Raw genomic sequence first — 19,852 nt, forward strand, 5'->3', positions numbered from 1 at the left:
CGATCTCTCCGGCTTCAGCCTGGCAACAGGTCGGCGACAGGCACCACGGACTCCTCCTTCACCGTCTTGGTGACGATGTAGGTGAAGTAGCGGTCGATGCCGATCTCGCGTTCCAGCAGGGCGTCGACCAGCCGCTGATAGGCGTCGATGTCCCGCGCCATCACTTTCAGCACATAGTCGACGCCGCCGCCGACCGACCAGCAGGCGACGATCTCGGGTACGTCGCGGATGATCCGCTCGAAACGGTCGAAATCGGCCTGCCGGTGGCTGGCCAGTGTCACCTCCATCAGCACGGTCGCCACCGGCGCGATCGCGCGCATGGTGATTGCGGCGTGGTAGCCGGAGACAATGCCGGCCTTCTCCAGCTTGCGCAGCCGCATCCAGCAAGGCGTCGGCGACAGGCCGACCTTCTCGGCCAGCGCCAGCTTGGTGATGCGCCCGTCGCGCTGGATGGCGTCAAGGATCTTGAGGTCGATCGGATCGAGTTTTGCTGCCGCCATGCCGGCTCCAGTTTTTGTTCCGGACACCATGACGATGCATTATTTCGATTGTCAATTGCACTGATTTCGATCTCTAATAAAGTCATGACATTATGGCAGCCAGATCCTGCGCTCATCCGCCGCCCGGCCTACCTCTCGCTGGCCGATCAGTTCGCGCGCGCCATCCATGACGGAAAGCTCGCCAATGGCGCGCGACTGCCGACGCACCGGCGGCTTGCCGACGACCTGAAACTTTCGGTCCAGACGGTCAGCCGCGCCTATGAGGAACTGATCCGCCGCGGTCTGATTGCCGGCGAGGTCGGCCGCGGCAGCTTCGTGCAGACGCAGCGCCGGGAGCCGGAGCCGCCCTACCTTCCGGAACGGTTGGGCGAGGTCATCGACCTCTCGATCCTGAAGCCGGTCTGCGAGCCGATGCATCTGGAGAAGCTGAAGCAGGCGTTGGGGTGGCTGGCCGAGAACCTGCCGTCGAGTTCGGCGCTGTCGTTCCGGCCGAACATGGTGTTCCCGCGTCATCGCACGGTGGCGGTCGAATGGCTGAAGCTCTGCGGCCTCGACGCCTCACCGCAGAACATCAGCCTCACCAACGGCGCCACCGCCGGCATGACGGTAGCGCTGATGAGCGTCGCACCGCCCGGTTCGACGGTCGCCACCGAGGCGATCGGCCACCACACGCTGGTGCCGCTCGCCCGCTATCTCGGCTTCAACCTCGAGGGCCTGCCGATCGACGGCAACGGCCTGGTCCCGGAAGCGTTGGACGAGGCCTGCCGTCTCTCCGGCATTCGCGCTGTTTTCGTCCAGCCATCGGTCATCAACCCGACGGCGAGCTTGATGGACGACAGCCGGCGCGAGCAGATCGCCGCGGTCGCGCGCAAACATGACATCGCCATCATCGAGAACGACGTGCTCGGGCCGCTCGTCGAAGGCCGGCCTCCGGCGGTTGCCGCCTTCGCGCCCGAGCGGACGCTCTACGTCACCTCCTTCACCAAGATCACCGTGCCCGGCCTGCGCATCGGCTATCTCGCCGTGCCCGACCGCTATGTCGCGGCCGTCGCCAACCGCCATCTCGTCTCGAACTGGATGGCGACGCCGATGGTGGCGGAAATCGCGACGCGGTGGGTGAATGACGGCACGGCTTTTGAGTTGGTCAACTGGCAACGCGGGGCGTTGAGACGCCGGCAGGAAATCGCAGCCGAAATGCTGGCCGGCGTCGACTATCGCTCCCATCGCGAAGGGCTGCATCTGTGGCTCGAATTGCCGGGCGACCGCGCCGAGGAGAGCTTCGTTGCGCAGGCGCGCCTGCGCGGCGTGGCGATTGCCCCGGGCACGTCGTTCCGCATCGCCGACACGCCGTGGCATCCGGCCGTGCGCATCTCGCTCGGCTCGACCACCGAAGGGGAACTGCGCTCGGGCTTGAGCGTTGTCGCCAAGCTCCTGCTGGGCGATCCGGAGCATCTTCTGCTCGCCATCTGATGCAAAAGTGGATCGCCAATTGCCCTGAAATTGTGCAGCGCTCGAAAAATTGTCATGATATTATTTTCCTAATTGACATGATTTAGCGCGTTTCGCATCGTTAGGAGCATAGGCCGCTTCAGAACGGGGAAATGGATTGCCCGCGCCCATCATCAAGGTCGACGCCATTTCGAAGAGCTTCGGCGCCTTCAAGGTGCTGGACGGCCTGTCGATGCAGGTCATGCCAGGCGAGAAGCTGGCGCTGATCGGCCCATCCGGATCGGGCAAGACGACGATCCTGCGCATCCTGATGACGCTGGAAAAGATCGACGGCGGCCATATCCAGATCGACGGCGAGCAGCTCTATCACATGGAGCGCAACGGCCAGCTGGTGCCGGCCGACGAGCGGCACCTGGCCAAGATGCGCCAGAAGATCGGCATGGTCTTCCAGCTCTTCAATCTTTTCCCGCACAAATGCGTCATGGACAATGTCACGCTGGCGCCGATGCTGACCAAGGGCGTGGCGCGAGCCGCCGCCGAAAAACGGGCGATGGAACTGCTCGACATGGTGGGCCTCGCCGATAAGGCGAAGAGCATGCCGGCACAGCTTTCCGGCGGCCAGAAGCAGCGCGTCGCGATCGCCCGCGCGCTGGCGCTGTCGCCAAAGATCATGCTGTTCGACGAGGTCACCTCGGCGCTCGACCCCGAGCTGGTCGAGGAGGTGCTCAATGTCATGCGCAAGCTCGCCGCCGAAACCGACATGACGATGTTGCTCGTCACTCATGAGATGGGCTTTGCCCACGACTTCGCCGATCGCGTGCTGTTCTTCGATCGCGGCAGGATCGTCGAGGAAGGCAAGCCCGATGAGATTTTCCGCCATCCCAAGCAGGAACGCACGCAGGGCTTCCTGAAGAAGATCATCGCGGCCGGACATCGCGTCTGACCGTCATGCCAGGGCGGCGAAGCCGTCCCGAAAGCCAGAAACGGGTGGCAAGGACGCCATCCGAACCGAGCGAACCAAGAAGAGAAACAAGGAGTTGGGAACGATGAAGAAACTTGGCATCCTGGCTGGCGTCGCCGGTCTCGCCGTAAGCACCATGCTGCTCGCCTCCGGCGCGCGTTCGGCAGACGACGCAAAGCTCGAGCAGCTCAAGCAGCAGGGCTTTGCCCGCGTCGCCATTGCCAACGAGCCGCCCTACACGGCGGTCGCCGCGGACGGCAAGGTCTCGGGCGCTGCACCCGACGTAGCGCGCGAGATCTTCAAGCGCCTCGGCGTCAACGATATCGTCGCCTCCATCTCTGAATACGGCGCCATGATCCCCGGCCTGCAGGCCGGCCGCTTCGACGTCGTCACCGCCGGCCTGTTCATGAAGCCTGAGCGCTGCGCGGCGGTCGCCTATTCCGAGCCGGTGCTGTGCGATGCGGAAGCGATGCTGGTGAAGAAGGGCAACCCGAAGGGTTTCAAGAGCTATGAGGACGTCGCCAAGGACACGTCGGCCACTATCGGCGCGCCGGGCGGCGGCACCGAGGAGAAGCTGGCGCTCAATGCCGGCGTGCCGCGCGACCGCGTCATCGTCGTGCCGGACGGCCAGAGCGGCCTGAAGATGGTGCAGGACGGCCGCATCGATGCCTATTCGCTGCCCGTTCTGTCGATCAACGACCTCATCAAGAAGGCCAATGATCCGAATCTCGAAGTGATCGCGCCGGTGCAGGGCGCGCCGGTCTATTGCGACGGCGCCGCCTTCAAGAAGGGCGACGAGGCGCTGCGCGATGCCTATGACGTCGAGCTCGCCAAGATGAAGAAGTCCGGCGAGTTCGCCAAGATCATAGAGCCCTACGGCTTCTCGGCCAAGGCGGCGATGTCGACGACGCGCGAGAAGCTCTGCGCGGCGAAGTAATCTCCCTTCTTCCCGCTTGCGGCGAGAAGGTCACTCGAAGAGCCGGATGAGGGGCGGCGCGCCAGCATTTCAAGGTCAGCGCTGCCCCTCATCTGCCTGACGGCATCTTCTCCCGTGGGCGGGGACAAGGCTGTCGCAGCCTCTCGCAACGACTGCAAACGTTAGGAAAATTTGAAACTCAATGACCCAGTGGTCCGGCTATCTCGGCCTGATATTGCAGGGAGCGCTTGTCACCATCGAGCTGACGCTGATGGGGTCGGTGCTCGCGCTCGTCATGGCCTTTCTCGCCGGCATGGGACGTGTGTCGCGCTTCTTCATCGTGCGCGCGATTGCCACGACCTATATCGAGTTCTTCCGCGGCACCTCGATCTTCGTGCAGCTGTTCTGGGCCTATTTCGTGCTGCCCTTCGCCGGTCTGTCGCTGACGCCTTTGCAGGCCGGCGTGCTGGCGCTGGGGCTCAATGTCGGGGCCTATGCGGCGGAAGTTGTGCGCGGCGCCATCCTGTCGATCGGCCGTGAGCAATATGAGGCCTGCACCGCGCTTAATCTCGGCCGCTGGCAAGGCATGCGCTACGTCATCCTGCCGCAGGCGCTGCTCATCATGCTGCCAACCTTCGGCAACAACGCGATCGAGCTGCTCAAGGCGACCTCGGTCGTATCGCTGATCTCGCTTGCCGATCTCACCTTCCAGGCGCAGGTGGTTCGCTCGCAGACCGGCAGCACGCTGATGCCCTTCGTCTCCGTTCTCGTCATCTATTTCGCGCTCGCGCTGATCATCTCCTGGGGCGTGCGCTCGCTGGAGCGCCGCATGGCGCGCGGTCTCGACGGAGTGCGTGTCTGATGGAATGGGCCCGCTAATGGAATGGGATTGGAACTTTGTCTGGGAGATCATGCCGACCCTGATCCAGGGGGTGAAGATCACGATCCTGGCGACCGTGCTCGGCTCGATCCTGGCCGGGATCGTCGGTCTGGCGATCGCGCTGGCGCGGCGCTCGCCTAACCGCACGGTGTCGCGCAGCGTCGGCTGGTTCGCCGAATTCATCCGCGGCACGCCGCTTCTGGTGCAGCTCTATTTCATCTTCTACGTCCTGCCCGATATCGGCATCCTGCTGCCGCCCTTGGTGGCGGGCGTCATCGGGCTTGGACTGCACTACGGCACCTATACGGCCGAGGTCTATCGCGCCGGCATCGACAATGTGCCGCGCGGCCAGTGGGAGGCTGCCAAGGCCTGCAATCTTAACGGCCGCCACACCTGGACGCATGTCATCCTGCCGCAGGCGATCCCGCCGATGATCCCGGCCTTGGCCAACTACTTCATCGCCATGTTCAAGGAGACGCCGCTGCTTTCGGCGATCACCGTGCTGGAGCTGATGAACCAAGCCAAGAGCGTCGCCAATACCTATTACCGCTACATCGAGCCGATGACGCTGGTTGGCGCCTTCTTCCTCGTCATCAGCCTCTGCTCCGTCGTGCTGTTGCGCTGGCTGGAGCGTCGTTACGGCAGGATCGAGAGATGAAAGTCATGAAACTGTTGCCCGAAATCGAGCTGGCATCGACCCGGCCCGCACTCGATGCGCGTCCGCTCGAAAAGCGCGTCGGGCTGATTGCTTTGGCCACCGATCATACCAGCGAGGTCGACTTCCGCCGCATGGTGGCGAGCGAGCGGATCGGCGTCTACGTCGCGCGCATCCCCTACGCCAATCCGACGACGCCGGACAATCTGCGCAAGATGCAGCCCTCGCTTTCGGCGGGCGCGGCACTGATCCTGCCGGACGAGACGCTCGATGCCGTCTGCTATTCCTGCACGTCTGCTTCCGTGGTGATCGGCGACGCCGAGATCGAGCAGGCGATCCAGGCGGCCAAGCCGAATGTTCCCGTGGTCACGCCGCCCATGGCCGGCGTGCGCGGCCTCAACGCTTTTGGCGTGAAGCGGATCAGCATTCTCACCCCTTACACTGTCGAGACCAGCCGGCCGATGGCCGCCTATTTCGCCGCGCACGGCTTCGACATCGAGAGCGTCACCTGCCTCGGCTTCGAGGACGATCGGGAGATGGCACGCATCGAGCCTACCTCGCTCGTCGATCTGGCGCGCAAGGCGACGCATGCGCAGGCGGATGCGCTGTTCGTTTCATGCACCGCGCTACGCGCGGCGCTCGCCGTTCCAGGCATGGAGGAGGCAATCGGCCGCCCGGTCGTCACCAGCAACCAGGCGAGCGCCTGGAACTGCCTGCGGCTTTGCGGCGACGACACGGCGCGGCCGCAGTTCGGCCGGCTGATGACGAAGCCATTGGCCCGGTGAGCGGGCATGCCAATGACCAAAACGGAAGTCACGCTTCAGCATATCCGCGCTGCGCGCGAACGCATTGCCGGAAAGGTCGAGCGGACGCCGACTGTGTTGTCGCAAAGCCTCTCGGATCGGGCGGGCCATCCCGTTCACCTCAAGCTGGAACATCACCAGACGACCGGCGCGTTCAAGCTGCGCGGCGCGTCCAACGCGATCGCCGCGTTGAGTCCGCGAGAAAGATTGCGCGGGGTGGTCGCGGCATCGACCGGCAATCACGGCCGCGCGCTGGCCCATGCGGCGAAGCTCGAGGGCATGCGCGCGGTGATCTGCATGTCGAAGCTGGTGCCCGAAAACAAGCTCGATGCAATCCGCCGCCTTGGCGCGGATATTCGCATCGTCGGCAACAGCCAGGACGATGCCCAGCAGGAGGTGGACAGGCTGGTTGCGGAGGAGGGGCTGGTCATGCTGCCGCCCTTCGACCATCCGGACATCGTCGCCGGGCAGGGCACGCTGGGGCTGGAGATCTTGGAGCAGGTTCCGGAAGCAGCAAGTGTGCTGGTGCCGCTCTCCGGCGGCGGCCTGGCGGCCGGCGTTGCCGCGGCGGTCAAGGGCGTGAGCCCGGCCACCAAAGTCGTCGGCGTCTCGATGGCGCGCGGTGCCGCGATGAAGGCGAGTCTCGATGCCGGCCGCCCCGTGCAGGTCGAGGAATTGCCGACGCTTGCGGACTCACTCGGCGGCGGCATCGGCCTCGATAACCGGCTGACCTTTGCCATGTGCCGTGAGCTGCTCGACGACGTCATCCTGCTTTCCGAGGACGAGATCGCCGCCGGCATCCGGCATGCCTATGAGGAAGAGCGCGAGATCGTCGAAGGCGCAGGCGCGGTCGGCATCGGCGCGCTGCTTGCTGGGAAGGTCACTGCGAAAGGACCGGTGGTGGCCATCCTGTCTGGCCGCAACATCGACATGAGCCTGCATCGCCGCATCGTCTGCGGCGACGCTGCACTGACGGAGCGCCCCAGATGAGCCGCATGACCATCCTCACCGAAACAGACCTGCGCAAGGTCGTGACGCTCGATCTGGATGCGGTCGCCTGCGTCGAGAACGCCTTTCGGGCTTTGGCGACAATGCCGGTGGCGATGCCGCCAATCTTGAGGCTCGACATTCACGAGCATCGCGGCGAGGTCGACGTGAAGTCCGCCTACGTGCCCGGCATAGATGGCTTCGCCGTCAAGATAAGCTCCGGCTTCTTCGACAATCCGAAGCTCGGCCTGCCGAGCGGCGGCGGCATGATAGTGCTGCTTTCGGCCAAGACCGGTGTGGTCGAGGCGCTGCTGCTCGACAATGGCTATCTGACCGATGTGCGCACCGCCGCAGCCGGCGCAGTCGCGGCCAAGCATCTGTCGCGCGAAGACTCCAGCATAGCGGCGATCTTCGGCGCCGGTTTGCAGGCCGGCCTGCAATTGGAAGCGCTGCGTCTCGTCAGGCCGATCGCGGAGGCGCGCGTCTGGGCGCGCGATGCGGCCAAGGCCGAGGCGACCGCGGCCCGCTTGCGCGAGAGACTGGGCATCATGGTGCGTGCCGAGCCGGATGCGGCGAGGACGGCAGCGGGCGCCGACATCATCGTCACCACCACGCCTTCGACCGAGCCGCTGATCAAGGCCGGGTTCGTCTCGGCCGGCCAGCACATCACCGCGATGGGCTCGGATGCCGAGCACAAGAACGAGATCGCGCCGGCGATCCTTCGCCTGGCAGATCTCTATGTCGCAGACAGCGCGAAGCAGACGCGGCGCTTGGGCGAGCTTCACCACGCCATCGAGGCAGGGGCGATGGCGGCCGACGCGGAAGTCACCGAGCTCGGCCAGATCATCGCCGGGAAAAAGCACGGACGACGATCGGCCGGTGACATCACCCTCGCCGATCTCACTGGCACCGGCGTGCAGGACACCGCGATCGCCACTTTAGCCCGCGACCGCGCGCGGGCAGCGAAAGCGGGAACGATTTTCGAAAGCTGAATATGGCCGCGAGGCCCAACAAACGAGGACCAACAAAATGCAGCCAAACCTGAAATTCTCGCGAAGCGAATTTGCCGATCGCCTTGCCAAGACGCGGAAAGCCATGGAGGCCAAGCGGGTCGATCTGCTGATCGTCAGCGATCCCTCCAACATGGCCTGGCTGACCGGCTATGACGGCTGGTCCTTCTATGTGCATCAGGCGGTCATCGTGCCGCCTTCGGGCGAGCCGGTCTGGTATGGCCGCGGCCAGGACGCCAACGGCGCCAAGCGCACCGCCTATCTCGCGCATGACAACATCATTGGCTACGCCGACCACTACGTGCAGTCGACCGAGCGGCACCCGATGGACTATCTCGCCAGCGTGCTTGCCGATCGCCGCTGGGACAAGCTGACCATCGGCGTCGAGATGGACAACTATTGGTTCTCGGCGGCGGCCTTCGCCTCGCTGCAGAAGCACCTGCCCAACGCCCGCTTCGTCGACGCCACCGCTCTGGTCAACTGGCGGCGCGCCGTGAAGAGCCCGACCGAGATCGACTATATGCGCAAGGCCGCCCGCATCGTCGAGGCCATGCATCAGCGTATCGTCGACAAGATCGAGGTCGGCATGCGCAAATGCGATCTGGTCGCCGAAATCTATGATGCCGGCACGCGCGGCGTTGAGGGCATCGGTGGCGACTATCCGGCGATCGTGCCGCTCTTGCCATCGGGCGCCGACGCCTCGGCGCCGCATCTCACCTGGGACGACCAGCCGATGAAGGCGGGCGAGGGCACCTTCTTCGAGATCGCCGGCTGCTACAACCGCTACCACTGCCCGCTGTCGCGCACCGTCTTCCTTGGCAAGCCGACGCAAGCCTTCCTCGACGCCGAGAAGGCGACGCTCGAGGGCATGGAGGCGGGCCTTGCCGCCGCCAAGCCGGGCAATGCCTGCGAGGACATCGCCAATGCCTTCTTCGCCGTGCTGAAGAAGTACGGCATCGTCAAGGACAACCGCACCGGCTACTCGATCGGTCTTTCCTATCCGCCGGATTGGGGCGAGCGCACGATGAGCCTGCGCCCCGGCGATCGCACCGAGCTCAAGCCCGGCATGACCTTCCATTTCATGACGGGTCTGTGGCTCGAGACAATGGGACTTGAAATCACCGAATCGATCCTGATCACCAAGACCGGCGTCGAGTGCCTGGCCAATGTGCCGCGCAAGCTGTTCGTCAAGGATTGAGCCCGATGTCAGCTCTGCCTCCTTCGCCGATCACGCCGACGGTCGATTTCGAGCGCGACGGTGTCCAGCACGGCTTCCTGCGCCTGCCCTACAGCCGCGACGATTCCGCCTGGGGGTCGGTGATGATTCCGATCTGTGTCGTCCGCAACGGCAAGGGGCAGACGGCGCTGCTCACCGGGGGAAATCACGGCGACGAATATGAAGGCCCGCTGGCGCTCTACGAGCTCGCTCGCACGCTCGACCCGAAGGATGTCACCGGTACCGTCATCATCGTGCCGGCGATGAACTATCCGGCGTTCCGCGCCGGCAGCCGCACCTCGCCGATCGACAAGGGCAACATGAACCGCAGCTTTCCTGGCCGGCCAGACGGTACCGTGACGGAAAAGATCGCCGACTATTTCCAGCGCGAATTGTTGCCGTGGGCGGACATCGTGTTCGACTTCCACTCCGGCGGAAAGACGCTGGACTTCGTGCCGTTCTGCGCCGCGCATACGCTGCCGGACAAGGAGCAGGAGAAAAAGGCCTTCGCCGCGGTCAAGGCCTTTTCGGCTCCGTTCTCGATGCGCATGACCGAAATCGATACCGTTGGCATGTATGACACCGCGGCCGAGCAGATGGGCAAGGTCTTCGTCACCACCGAGCTCGGCGGTGGCGGGACGGCCCGAGCTGTGACGGTGCGCATCGCCCGCCGCGGCATCCTCAATGTGCTTCGCCATGCCGGCATCGTTGATGGCGCCGTCGAGAAGAGCCAAACCCAATGGCTCGACATGCCTTCGGGCGACTGCTTTGCATTTGCCGAAGACGAGGGCATGATCGAGACCATGATCGATCTCGGCGAGAAGGTGGAGGAAGGCCAGGTCGTGGCGCGCATCCATTCGACCGGTCGCACCGGCACCGCGCCCCAGGAGATCAAGGCCAGGATGTCAGGGCTCCTGGCCGCGCGCCATTTCCCCGGCCTCGTCAAGGCCGGAGATTGTGTCGCGGTGCTTGCCGTCGAGGTTGACTGAAGCGCGCCAGGTAGAAGCGACGCCGTAACGCCGCCAAGGCCACCTGCGTTACGGCTCGCATTCAACTGTGGAATGTAGGTAGGCGGCGATCGAGTCCGGCTTCATCTCGATCGAGAAGCCCGGCGCCGTCGGCGGCATGTAGGCCGCATTCTCAATGACACAGGGCTCGAGGAAATGCTCGTGCAGGTGATCGACATATTCGATCACCCTTCCATCCTTGGTGCCCGACACCGCGATATAGTCGATCATCGACAGATGCTGGACATATTCGCACAGGCCGACGCCGCCGGCATGCGGCCATACCGGCAAGCCGAACTTGGCGGCGATCAAAAGCACGGCCAGCACCTCGTTCAGGCCGCCCATGCGGCAGGAATCTATCTGCACGATATCGATCGCGCCGCCGGCGATGAACTGCTTGAACATGATGCGGTTCTGGCACATCTCGCCGGTCGCAACCTTGATCGGCGCCACCGCCTTGCGGATCTTGGCATGGCCGGCGACATCGTCCGGGCTGGTCGGCTCCTCAATGAAGAAGGGCTTGGCGAAGGCAAGATGGCGCAGCCAGTCGATCGCCTGGTCGACCTCCCAGACCTGGTTGGCGTCGATCATCAGGTAACGGTCCGGACCGATCACCTCGCGGGCGATCCTGAGACGGCGGATGTCGTCGGCGCGATCGCGGCCGACCTTCAGCTTGATGTGATTGAACCCCTCGTCGACTGCTTCCTGGCAGAGGCGCCTCAGCTTGTCGTCGGGATAGCCGAGCCAGCCGGCCGATGTGGTATAGCAGGCATAGCCTTCGCGCTCGAGGGTGGCGATGCGCTCGGCCTTGCCGGCCTCGGCCTTCCTCAGGATCTCCAGCGCTTCGGCCGGCGTGATCGCATCGGTGAGATAGCGGAAGTCGACGATGCGCACGATCTCTTCCGGGCTCATCTCGGCGACCAGACGCCAGACCGGCTTGCCGGCTTGCTTGGCCCAAAGATCCCAGACCGCATTGACAACCGCGCCGACGGCGAGGTGCATGGCGCCCTTGTCCGGGCCGATCCAGCGCAACTGGCTGTCGCCGGTCACGTGATGCCAGAAGCGGCTGGGATCTTGCTTGACCCAGTCCAAGTCGATCCCGACAACAAGATGGCGCAGCGCCTCGATCGCCGCGCAGCAGATCTCGTTGCCCCGGCCGATGGTGAAGGTGAGCCCGTGGCCGCTGAGCCCCTCGCTATCGGCGTCGAGGATGACATAGGCGGCCGAATAATCGGGGTCCGGATTCATCGCGTCCGACCCGTCGAGGCTCTGCGACGTCGGGAAGCGCAGATCGAAGACGCGAAGATCGGTAATGCTGGTCATGCTCGGTGCCTCATCAGATCGACCAGCCGCCGTCGATATTATAGGCCTGCCCGGTGGTATAGGTGGCGCCGGCGAGATAGACGGCAAGATCGGCGATCTCCTCCGCCGTGCCCAACCTTCCCATTGGCTGGCGGGCGATGAAGGCGGCACGGGCGGCCTCATAGTCGCCTTGCGCCCGCATGCGGCTTTCGAGCGAGGGGCTCTCCACCGTGCCGGGGCAGATCGCGTTGCAGCGAATGCCTGTGCCGACATAGTCGGCGCCGATCGACTTGGTCAGCCCGATCACGGCCGCCTTGGTCACGCCATAGGCGAAGCGGTTGGGCACGCCTTTCGGGGCGCCGGCGACCGATGCCATGTTGATGATCGAACCATCGCCGCGCTCCAGCATGCCGGGCAGCACGGCGCGGATAGTGCGGATCATGGCGCGCACATTGAGGTTGAAGGCAAAGTCGAGGTCCTCGTCCTTCATCTCCAGGATCGAGCCGGAGTGGACGAAGCCGGCGCAGTTGAAAAGCACATCGACGCGGCCGATTTCGGCGAAGGCGGCCTTCACGGCGTCGTCGTTCAGCACGTCGAGCTTGCGACTGACGATGCCTTTGTGGCCGCCGAGATCGGCCAGCGCCGCTTCATTGATGTCGGTGGCGTGGACGATCGCGCCAGCCTTGGCGAAAGCCAACGCGCTAGCCCGACCGATGCCTTGCGCAGCGGCCGTTACGACCACCACCTTGCCTGTCAGATCAGCCATGTTGTGTCTCCATCTTCAGCCGAGCCGGGGGCGCCGCTCGACGATATAGATGTGATCGGCGGCCAGCACGACTTCGTCGCGCTGGTTCAAAACCTCGACGCGTTCGATGACGCGCCCGGAGGCCGGCCGCTTCGGATCGTCTTCCTTCGCGGCGATCGTCGTGCGCGTGCGGATCGTGTCGCCGATGAAGACCGGCCTGATGAAGCGCAGCCTGTCATAACCGTAGGAGAAGGCGACCGGGTTGATGACGCTCGCGGTCAGGCCGACGCCGACCGAGAACACCAGCGTGCCATGCGCGATGCGTTGGCCGAAGGGCGTCGTCTTCATGAACTCGGCGTCCATGTGATGCGGAAAGAAATCGCCGGTGTGGCCGGCATGGACGACAAAGTCGGTCTCGGTGATGGTGCGGCCGCTGGTCAGCCGCGACGAGCCGATCTCGTAGTCGTCGAAATAGGTGACCTGTTCCATGCCGTTCCTTACGGTTTTGCGGTGAGCGGCGTCGCCGGCGCGGCGCTCGAACGATAGGCGGCTTCCACCAGTGCCATGGTGTTCCAGGCATCTTCGACGGAGCTGACCAGCTCTTTGTCTTCCCCGGAGGCGAAGCGCTGCACATTGGCCATGCGCCCGACAAAGGCGTCGGGGAACCATTCGCCGGTGAGCGGCACGCCGACCCAATCGGAGCCGCCTTTAGGGTGGATTTCCAGCACGTCGGGCTCACCGCGCGGATAGTCGAGATTGAGGCCAAGCTTGACGTAGGCGGCGCCCTCGGTGCCGCAGATACGGAACTCGCAGGCCTGATGCCGCCGTCCGAACTTATGATCGTGATTGATCGAGAGCGCGCAGCGCACCGTGTCGCCATAGTCGAGGATGGCGCTTGTCCGGGTCTGCGCGACCTTGTGATTGGGATGGCCGAGCGTCTTGGCATGCACGCCCTTCGGGTCGCCGAGAAGCTGCCGGATCAGGTCGAGATAGTGGATCGAATGCATGGCGATCTCGACACGCGGCGCCGTAAGCAGGAATTCCCAGAGCTGCCACGGCGTTGCGAGCGCCAGCCAGGCATCGAAGTCGACGACCTCGCCAAGCCAGCCCTTGGCGATCGCGTCCTTCAGCGCCAGCATCATCGGCGCAAAGCGAAGCTGGAAATTCACTGCAGCCTTGAGCTTCTTGGCGCGACAGATTTCAAGGATCTCGGTTGCCTCGCCAAGGTAGTTGCCCATCGGCTTCTGGATCAATGCGACCGCGTCGTTGGGCAGGGCCTTCAGCACCTCGGCGTGCCGGCCGGGCGGCGTTGCGAGATCGAAGATCGCATCCTTGACGGCGGCCGCCTCGTCCACCGAGCCGAATGCCGTCACGCCCCATTGTTCGGCCAGTTTCCGAGCCTTGGCCTGGTCCGGATCGTAGAGACCCACCATTGGAAAACCAGCCTTGCGATAGGCCGGGAAATGCGCATCGCCGACGATCGAGCCGGCGCCGAAGGTGACGATCGGACGCGGCTTTGCAGGCCTTGGCCAGGATTGCGCCAGCGAGGCGGGATCGAAGGCATCAGTCATGGTGGAAGACTTCATCCATCGTCGCCCACCACTCGCCCTCCTGCCTTGTCGGCAAGGGTTCCTGGCATGGCATGCAGACCGACCACCATTCCTGGGTCTTCGGATCGGCGGCCATCTTGGCCATGTCGGCGGCATAGTCGGTGCCGTGATACTCGAAATAGGAGAACAGCAGGTTCTCCGGCCGCTTGAGGTAGATCGAGTAGTTCTTGATGTTGCAGGCGGCGATCATCTCGAGCACGTCCGGCCAGACGGCGGCGTGCAGGCGCACATATTCCTCGACCTTTTCCGGCTTCAGGCCAAGCACCATGCCAATTCGCTGCATTCTCAGTTCCTCCGTTCCGTGACGGTGATGCTGAATTCGGCGATGCTCAGGGCCCTGATCGCATCGAAATCCCAGTCGATGCCGAGGCCCGGCTCGTCCGGCGCCAGCGCGTGGCCGTTTTCGATCACCATCTTCTTGCCCGTCAACTCATCCAGCTGCGGAATATATTCCACATATTTGCCGTTCGGCACCGCGCAGGCCAGGCTGACATGCAGTTCCATCAGGAAATGCGGGCAGATCGGCATGTCGAAGGCTTCCGCCATATGCGCCACCTTCAGCCAAGGCGTGACGCCGCCGATACGGCCGACATCGACCTGGACGATGTTGCAGCCGCCCTTCTGCATATATTCGCGGAAATGGCGGATCGAATAGAGTGACTCGCCGACGGCGATCGGCGTCGCGGTCGAATTCGATAGCCGCACATGGCCGTCTATGTCGTCGGCCGGCAGAGGTTCCTCCATCCAGGCGAGATCGAGATCGCGCAGCCGCTCGGCGCGCCGGATGGCTTCGTCGACAGTAAAACCCTGGTTGCAGTCGGTCATGATCTCATAGCCGTCGCCGACCGCCTTGCGCACGGCCGACAACCGGGCAAAATCCTCGGCGCCGTGCGGCTTGCCGATCTTGACCTTCGAGCCGGTAAAGCCTTTCGCCTTGGCGGCCAGCGCATCTTCGACAAGCGCTTCAGTCTCGATGTGCAGCCAGCCGCCTTCGGTGGTGTAAAGCGGACAGCGGTCCTTGGCGCCGCCGGCGAGCTTCCAGAGCGGCAGCTTCTGCTTCTTCGCCCGAAGGTCCCAGAGCGCAGTGTCGATGGCGGCGAGCGCGATGGCCGTGATAGCGCCGATGGTGGTGGCGTGCGTGGCGAATTCGAGATCGTGCCAGATCGCCTCGATCCGGTCGGCATCCTCACCGATCAGGCGCGGCGCGAGGTGGTCGGCCAGAAGCCGCATCACCGAAGAGCCGCCGGTGCCGATCGTGTAGCTGTAGCCGATGCCGACCGCCCCGTCGACGTCGGTGATGGTGACGATCGGCGTCTCCTGGCTGACGAAACTCTGGATGGCGTCGGTGCGCTTCACCTTCGGCACCAGATCAACCATTGCAAGCTCGACTTTCTCGATCTTCGCCATCGTCAGGCCCTCAAGGATTTGCCGGTTTCCGCGGAAAAGAGATGCGCCTGCGACAGGTCGAAGCTCATCGCCACGCGATCGCCCGCCCGCAATGGCCTCGGGTTCAGCATCCGCGAAACCCAGTCGCGGCGGTCGAATTCGGCGAACACCAGCGTCTCGTTGCCGAGCGGCTCGGTCACCGTCACCGGCAGCTCGATCTCGTGGACGTCAGCGGCATCGCCCGAATGCAGGCCGTGGCCCACGGGGTAGAGGTCATCGGGACGCAGGCCGAACACTACCTTGTCGCCGGCGTTCACCTTGGCCTTGAAGCGGCCGGGCAGCGGCAGGCTCTGTCCGCCGGAAAAGACGATCTTGCCGTCGTCCACGGTCGCCTCCTGCAGGTTCATAGGCGGCGAGCCGATGAAGCCCGCCACGAAGCGTGTCGCCGGCCGCTGGAAGACCTCGTCCGGCGTGCCGACCTGCTCGATGTTGCCGTCGCGCATGATGACGATGCGGTCGGCGAGCGTCATCGCCTCGACCTGGTCGTGGGTGACGTAGATAACCGTGGACTTCACCTTGGCGTGCAGCTTCTTGATCTCGGTGCGCATCTGCGTGCGCAGCTTGGCGTCGAGATTGCTGAGCGGCTCGTCGAACAGGAAGACGTCCGGATCGCGCACGATGGCGCGGCCCATGGCGACGCGCTGGCGCTGGCCGCCGGAAAGCTGGGAGGGGCGGCGCTCGAGCAGCGCGTCGAGGCCGAGAATGGCCGAGGCCTCGGCCACGCGACGGTCCATCTCTTCCTTGGGCGCGCCGGCGATCTTCAGCGAGAAGCCGAGATTTTCGCGGACCGTCATGTGCGGATAAAGCGCGTAGGATTGGAACACCATCGAGATGTTGCGCGAACGCGGCGGCAGATCGTTGACGATGCGGTCGCCGATCTTGATCGTGCCGCCGGAGATGTCTTCCAGCCCGGCGATCATGCGCAGCGTGGTCGACTTGCCGCAGCCGGACGGCCCGACTAGCGCGATGAATTCGCGGTCGGCGACATCGAGATCGATGCCGTGCACGATCTCCATATTGCCGTAACGCTTGGTCAGTTTCTTGAGCGAGACAATCGCCATCGGATCAACCTTTCACCGCGCCGGAAGTCAGGCCCCCGACGAGGTGTTTCTGGACGATGAAGGTAAGGAGCAGCGCCGGGATGATCATCACCACCGCCAGCGCGCACATGCCGCGCCAGTCGATGGTGAATTCGGCGGTGTAGTCGAGCAGCCCGACGGGGAGCGTCTTGGAATTGATCGAGCGCGTCAGCTGCGAGGCGAGCGCGAATTCGTTCCAGGAGGTAAGGAAGGCGAAGATGCCGGCCGACGCGATGCCTGGCCCGGCGAGTGGAAACTCGACCTGCCAGAAGGCCTGCCAGCGCGTGCAGCCGTCGATTTGCGCGGCCTCGGCGAGATCCTTCGGCACCTGGCGGAAGAAGCCGTCGATCAGCCAGATGGTGAACGGCACATTGAGCGCGACATAGGCGAGGATCAGGCCGAAATGCGTGTCGATGATGTCGAGCCGCGCATAGACGAAAAACAGCGGCAGCGACAGCGCGATGCCGGGCACGGTGCGGGTCAGCATCAGGCCGAGGAACATCGCCGACTTGCCACGAAACCGGTAGCGAGCGAAAGCGTAGCCACCGGCCATACCGATGGCGATGGCAATGACGGTCGAGGTCACCGAGATGATCAGGGAATTGCGGAAATAGTCGAAGACGGGAATGCCGCCCTTGCCGACACCGCTGAACATGGCGACGTAGGCATCGAGCGAGACCTGCTGCGGGATCCAGACCGGCGGCTTGGCCAGGATCTCGACCGTCGGCCGCAGCGAGGACAGCACGATCCAGATGCCGGGCAGGCAGATCAAAAGCATGGCGAGGAACAGGCCGACGCGGTGGGCGACGACGCCGGCGCGGCGCTGCAGACTGGCGGATGCGTTGGCGTCCATCCTCACCACTCCGCGCCGATCTGGGTCCGCGCCGCGGCGAGCTTCTTGAAGAAATAGACGGTGAAGACGATCGACAGCAGGATCGAAAAATAGGCCATCGCATTGGCCACGCCCATGCGCGCGTCACTGTATGCGGTGCGCGCAACCAGCGTCCACAACAGTTCCGTGCGACCGGCCGGGCCGCCATCGGTCATGATCTTGACGATGTCGTAGGCGCGCGCAACGTCGAGCGAGCGGATGGTCATGGCGATATAGGCGAAGGGCATGATGAAGGGCCAGGTCACATAGCGGAAGGTTTGCCACGGCGTGCAGCCGTCGACGCGCGCCGCTTCGATCGGCTCCTTCGGCATGGCGAGCAGGCCGGCGAGGATCAGGATCGCGAAGATCGAGGTCGACGACCAGATCTCCGCGACTGAAATGGCGATGAAGGCGAGATGGCCTTCGATCAGCCAGGGAATGGCGTCCCGCGTGATGCCTAGCGACTGCAGCGCGTTGTTCACCAAACCGATGTTGTCGTTGAACATGAACTTGAACTGGAAGCCGACCAGGATCGGCGAGAACATCATCGGGAACATCATGATGGTGCGCAGCAGCCGCTGGCCGCGGCTCGCCTTCTCGACCAGCAACGCGAGGCCGAGACCGAGCAGCATTTCGAGATTGAGCGCGATGGTGAGCAGGAGCACGGTGCGGCCGAAGGCCCACCAGAAATTCGCGTCGGACAGAATGTTGCGATAGTTGCGCAGGCCGATGAAGGTGAAGAAGGTTTCCGGCCGCGTCAGCCTGAACGGCGTGAAGCTAGAATAGAATGACAGGCAGAGCGGCACGACCACCACGGCCGCCAGAACGAGCACGGCCGGCAGCAGAAGAAGCGTTGGCGCGGAAAGCCGCTTAGCCCTCATGCAAAGTCCCAAAATTGTTTGCACGGCCGGCGATCCAATCGCAGGGCGGCCGCCTCGGTCAAAGCGGCGCCGGTCGCGAAGACCGGCGCCGCTGGGAGGATAGTCCTTAGAGCTTGCCGGCGTCCTCGAGGATCTGCGTCGCCTTGGCGGCAGCGTCGTCGAGCGCCTGCTTGGAGGTCTTGTCGCCGAGGATGGCGGCCTGAAGTTCGGGATAGACCGCGTTGGAGATCTCGATCCATTCCGGCGTCTGCGGCACCGGGAAGGCGTTCTTGGCGGCTTCCTGGAAGGCCTGCAGCACTTCGGTTTTGTAAGGATCGGACTTGGCCTGCTCGAGGTCCCATTCCCACACCTTGGTGCGGGTGGGCAGCGGGCCGGCCGCGGCTTCCAGCTTCTGGCTGTCCTCGTTGGTCAGCCACCAGACGAGCGAGGCGGCGGCCTCCTTGTTGGCGCAGCTTTCGGTCACCGAGAAGCCATGCGCGCCGGACCAGCCCGAGCGCTTGCCGGACGAGCCCTTCGGCTGCACCTTGACGCCGACATTGCCGGCGACCTTGGACGACTTCGGGTCGTTGAAGAAGCCGGCCCAGCCCGGCCAGTCGAGGTTGAGCGCCACCGTGCCGGACGCGAACCCCTGGCCGAGATCATCCCACAAATAGTTGGTCGTGCCGGCGGGCACAGCCTTGGCCTTGTAGAGCTTGACGAACCAGTCGAGCGCCTTGACGCCGGCCTCGGAGTTGAAGGCAGGCTTGCCGTCCTTGTCGAGATATTCGCCGCCGTCGGCGATCAGCATCTCGTAAAAGCGGCCGTTGATCGCCTCTTCCTTGCCGGCATATTGCGTGCCGTAGAAGTCGGGCGGGCTGGCGAAGAATTCCGCCTGCTGGGCCATCTCGTCGAAGGTGTCCGGCGGGGCGAGCTCCTCGCCGTATTTCTCCTTGTAGGCCTTCTTCTTGGCTTCGTCCTGGTAGAGGCTCTTCTGGTAGTAGAGCGCCGAGACGTCGAACTGCGCGCGCGGCAGCATCACCAGCTTGCCGTCGAGCGTGCCGGCGGCGATGTTGGCCGGGACGAAAGCGTCGATCTCCTCCTTCGGCAGCAGCTTGGCGAGGTCGGTGTAGATGCCCGGATATTGCGGCGCGAACGAGGTGTGGTTGGAGCCGACGCACCAGGTGATCGAGTTGGAGGCGATGTCCGACTTGATCTCCTTGTCGAGATCGAAGTGGTTCTTCTTGGATACGACGTTGACCTTGGCGCCAGTCGCTTTCTCCCACTCGCCGATGCGCGCGTAGAGTTTTTCGTATTGCTGGCCGCCGATCAGCTTGGCGTCGATCGTGACGCCGGTGAACTTGCCCGGCAGGTCGGCCGCAAAGACCGCACCCGATGCCATGAGCAATGCGCCGGCGGCGACGCCGGAAAGCAGTCTGTTCATGAATATCCTCCCTGGAACGGCTGTAGGCCGTCGTGGCTGAAGCTCCATGCTTCATTCATATGCAAACAAATTATTCATAGGTCGTCAAGCCGAAACTTCTTCCCTATGAAGGCT

Annotated in this window: 21 protein-coding genes; 10 read left to right on the plus strand and 11 right to left on the minus strand. The window is 64.0% G+C overall.

Annotated features, from left to right (window positions below):
- Positions 1 to 14: 14 nt before the first annotated feature.
- On the minus strand, positions 15 to 500 hold the full coding sequence (locus A9K66_RS18110) for an Lrp/AsnC family transcriptional regulator (RefSeq protein ID WP_067326171.1): 486 nt from the start codon (positions 498 to 500) through the stop codon (positions 15 to 17).
- Positions 501 to 584: 84 nt separating this feature from the next.
- On the opposite strand from A9K66_RS18110, the gene A9K66_RS18115 reads away from it, so the two are divergent.
- The 10 genes from A9K66_RS18115 to doeB all read left to right on the plus strand — a co-directional run bounded on the left by A9K66_RS18115 (position 585) and on the right by doeB (position 10,366).
- Positions 585 to 1,970, plus strand: a complete 1,386-nt coding sequence (locus A9K66_RS18115) for a PLP-dependent aminotransferase family protein (protein WP_067326174.1) — start codon at positions 585 to 587, stop codon at positions 1,968 to 1,970.
- Positions 1,971 to 2,106: 136 nt separating this feature from the next.
- Complete coding sequence (ehuA, locus tag A9K66_RS18120; protein WP_067326178.1) at positions 2,107 to 2,892, plus strand: ectoine/hydroxyectoine ABC transporter ATP-binding protein EhuA; 786 nt, start codon at positions 2,107 to 2,109, stop codon at positions 2,890 to 2,892.
- Positions 2,893 to 2,995: 103 nt separating this feature from the next.
- Positions 2,996 to 3,847: an ectoine/hydroxyectoine ABC transporter substrate-binding protein EhuB gene (gene ehuB / locus A9K66_RS18125; RefSeq protein WP_067326181.1), complete on the plus strand. Its 852-nt coding sequence runs from the start codon at positions 2,996 to 2,998 to the stop codon at positions 3,845 to 3,847.
- 181 nt (positions 3,848 to 4,028) lie between these two features.
- Complete coding sequence (gene ehuC, locus A9K66_RS18130; RefSeq protein WP_067326184.1) at positions 4,029 to 4,688, plus strand: ectoine/hydroxyectoine ABC transporter permease subunit EhuC; 660 nt, start codon at positions 4,029 to 4,031, stop codon at positions 4,686 to 4,688.
- 16 nt (positions 4,689 to 4,704) lie between these two features.
- The gene (gene ehuD / locus A9K66_RS18135) at positions 4,705 to 5,364 is read left to right on the plus strand and encodes an ectoine/hydroxyectoine ABC transporter permease subunit EhuD (RefSeq protein WP_067002307.1); all 660 of its coding nucleotides are present in this window, start codon (positions 4,705 to 4,707) and stop codon (positions 5,362 to 5,364) included.
- Positions 5,365 to 5,369: 5 nt separating this feature from the next.
- On the plus strand, positions 5,370 to 6,146 hold the full coding sequence (eutA, locus tag A9K66_RS18140; protein ID WP_067327080.1) for an ectoine utilization protein EutA: 777 nt from the start codon (positions 5,370 to 5,372) through the stop codon (positions 6,144 to 6,146).
- A 12-nt stretch (positions 6,147 to 6,158) separates the two neighbouring features.
- Positions 6,159 to 7,154 (plus strand): hydroxyectoine utilization dehydratase EutB, encoded by a 996-nt coding sequence (gene eutB, locus A9K66_RS18145; protein WP_067326187.1) that lies wholly within the window; start codon positions 6,159 to 6,161, stop codon positions 7,152 to 7,154.
- Positions 7,151 to 8,143: a cyclodeaminase gene (locus A9K66_RS18150; protein ID WP_067326190.1), complete on the plus strand. Its 993-nt coding sequence runs from the start codon at positions 7,151 to 7,153 to the stop codon at positions 8,141 to 8,143. The genes eutB and A9K66_RS18150 overlap by 4 nt, the downstream gene beginning before the upstream one ends.
- A gap of 37 nt (positions 8,144 to 8,180) precedes the next feature.
- The gene (gene doeA, locus A9K66_RS18155) at positions 8,181 to 9,359 is read left to right on the plus strand and encodes an ectoine hydrolase DoeA (RefSeq protein WP_067326193.1); all 1,179 of its coding nucleotides are present in this window, start codon (positions 8,181 to 8,183) and stop codon (positions 9,357 to 9,359) included.
- 5 nt (positions 9,360 to 9,364) lie between these two features.
- A complete protein-coding gene (gene doeB, locus A9K66_RS18160; RefSeq protein ID WP_067326196.1) occupies positions 9,365 to 10,366 on the plus strand; it encodes a N(2)-acetyl-L-2,4-diaminobutanoate deacetylase DoeB in 1,002 nt (333 codons plus the stop codon).
- Between the two features lie 48 nt (positions 10,367 to 10,414).
- Here doeB and A9K66_RS18165 read toward each other — a convergent pair whose 3' ends face one another.
- The 10 genes from A9K66_RS18165 to A9K66_RS18210 form a co-directional block, all read right to left on the minus strand.
- A complete protein-coding gene (locus tag A9K66_RS18165; RefSeq protein ID WP_067326199.1) occupies positions 10,415 to 11,707 on the minus strand; it encodes an L-fuconate dehydratase in 1,293 nt (430 codons plus the stop codon).
- Between the two features lie 13 nt (positions 11,708 to 11,720).
- Positions 11,721 to 12,452 (minus strand): SDR family oxidoreductase, encoded by a 732-nt coding sequence (locus tag A9K66_RS18170; RefSeq protein WP_067326202.1) that lies wholly within the window; start codon positions 12,450 to 12,452, stop codon positions 11,721 to 11,723.
- Between the two features lie 15 nt (positions 12,453 to 12,467).
- Positions 12,468 to 12,920, minus strand: a complete 453-nt coding sequence (locus tag A9K66_RS18175) for a MaoC/PaaZ C-terminal domain-containing protein (RefSeq protein WP_067326205.1) — start codon at positions 12,918 to 12,920, stop codon at positions 12,468 to 12,470.
- A gap of 8 nt (positions 12,921 to 12,928) precedes the next feature.
- Entirely contained in the window at positions 12,929 to 14,002 is a 1,074-nt protein-coding gene (locus A9K66_RS18180) for a Gfo/Idh/MocA family oxidoreductase (RefSeq protein ID WP_067326208.1), read from the minus strand.
- Positions 13,995 to 14,324: an L-rhamnose mutarotase gene (locus A9K66_RS18185; protein ID WP_067326211.1), complete on the minus strand. Its 330-nt coding sequence runs from the start codon at positions 14,322 to 14,324 to the stop codon at positions 13,995 to 13,997. Before A9K66_RS18185 ends, A9K66_RS18180 begins: the two co-directional genes overlap by 8 nt.
- A 2-nt stretch (positions 14,325 to 14,326) precedes the next feature.
- Positions 14,327 to 15,448 carry a mandelate racemase/muconate lactonizing enzyme family protein gene (locus tag A9K66_RS18190; RefSeq protein ID WP_067326215.1) on the minus strand — a complete coding sequence of 374 codons (1,122 nt, stop codon included), beginning with the start codon at positions 15,446 to 15,448 and terminating at the stop codon, positions 14,327 to 14,329.
- Between the two features lie 2 nt (positions 15,449 to 15,450).
- Positions 15,451 to 16,548 carry a sn-glycerol-3-phosphate ABC transporter ATP-binding protein UgpC gene (gene ugpC / locus A9K66_RS18195; protein ID WP_067326218.1) on the minus strand — a complete coding sequence of 366 codons (1,098 nt, stop codon included), beginning with the start codon at positions 16,546 to 16,548 and terminating at the stop codon, positions 15,451 to 15,453.
- A gap of 4 nt (positions 16,549 to 16,552) precedes the next feature.
- Complete coding sequence (locus A9K66_RS18200) at positions 16,553 to 17,419, minus strand: carbohydrate ABC transporter permease (protein WP_067326221.1); 867 nt, start codon at positions 17,417 to 17,419, stop codon at positions 16,553 to 16,555.
- Between the two features lie 2 nt (positions 17,420 to 17,421).
- Complete coding sequence (locus tag A9K66_RS18205) at positions 17,422 to 18,318, minus strand: sugar ABC transporter permease (protein ID WP_067326224.1); 897 nt, start codon at positions 18,316 to 18,318, stop codon at positions 17,422 to 17,424.
- 106 nt (positions 18,319 to 18,424) lie between these two features.
- Positions 18,425 to 19,738 (minus strand): sugar ABC transporter substrate-binding protein, encoded by a 1,314-nt coding sequence (locus A9K66_RS18210; protein WP_067326227.1) that lies wholly within the window; start codon positions 19,736 to 19,738, stop codon positions 18,425 to 18,427.
- Between the last annotated feature and the right edge of the window lie 114 nt (positions 19,739 to 19,852).

It is taken from the genome of Mesorhizobium sp. AA23 (genome assembly GCF_001672435.1).
Taxonomy (GTDB): domain Bacteria; phylum Pseudomonadota; class Alphaproteobacteria; order Rhizobiales; family Rhizobiaceae; genus Mesorhizobium.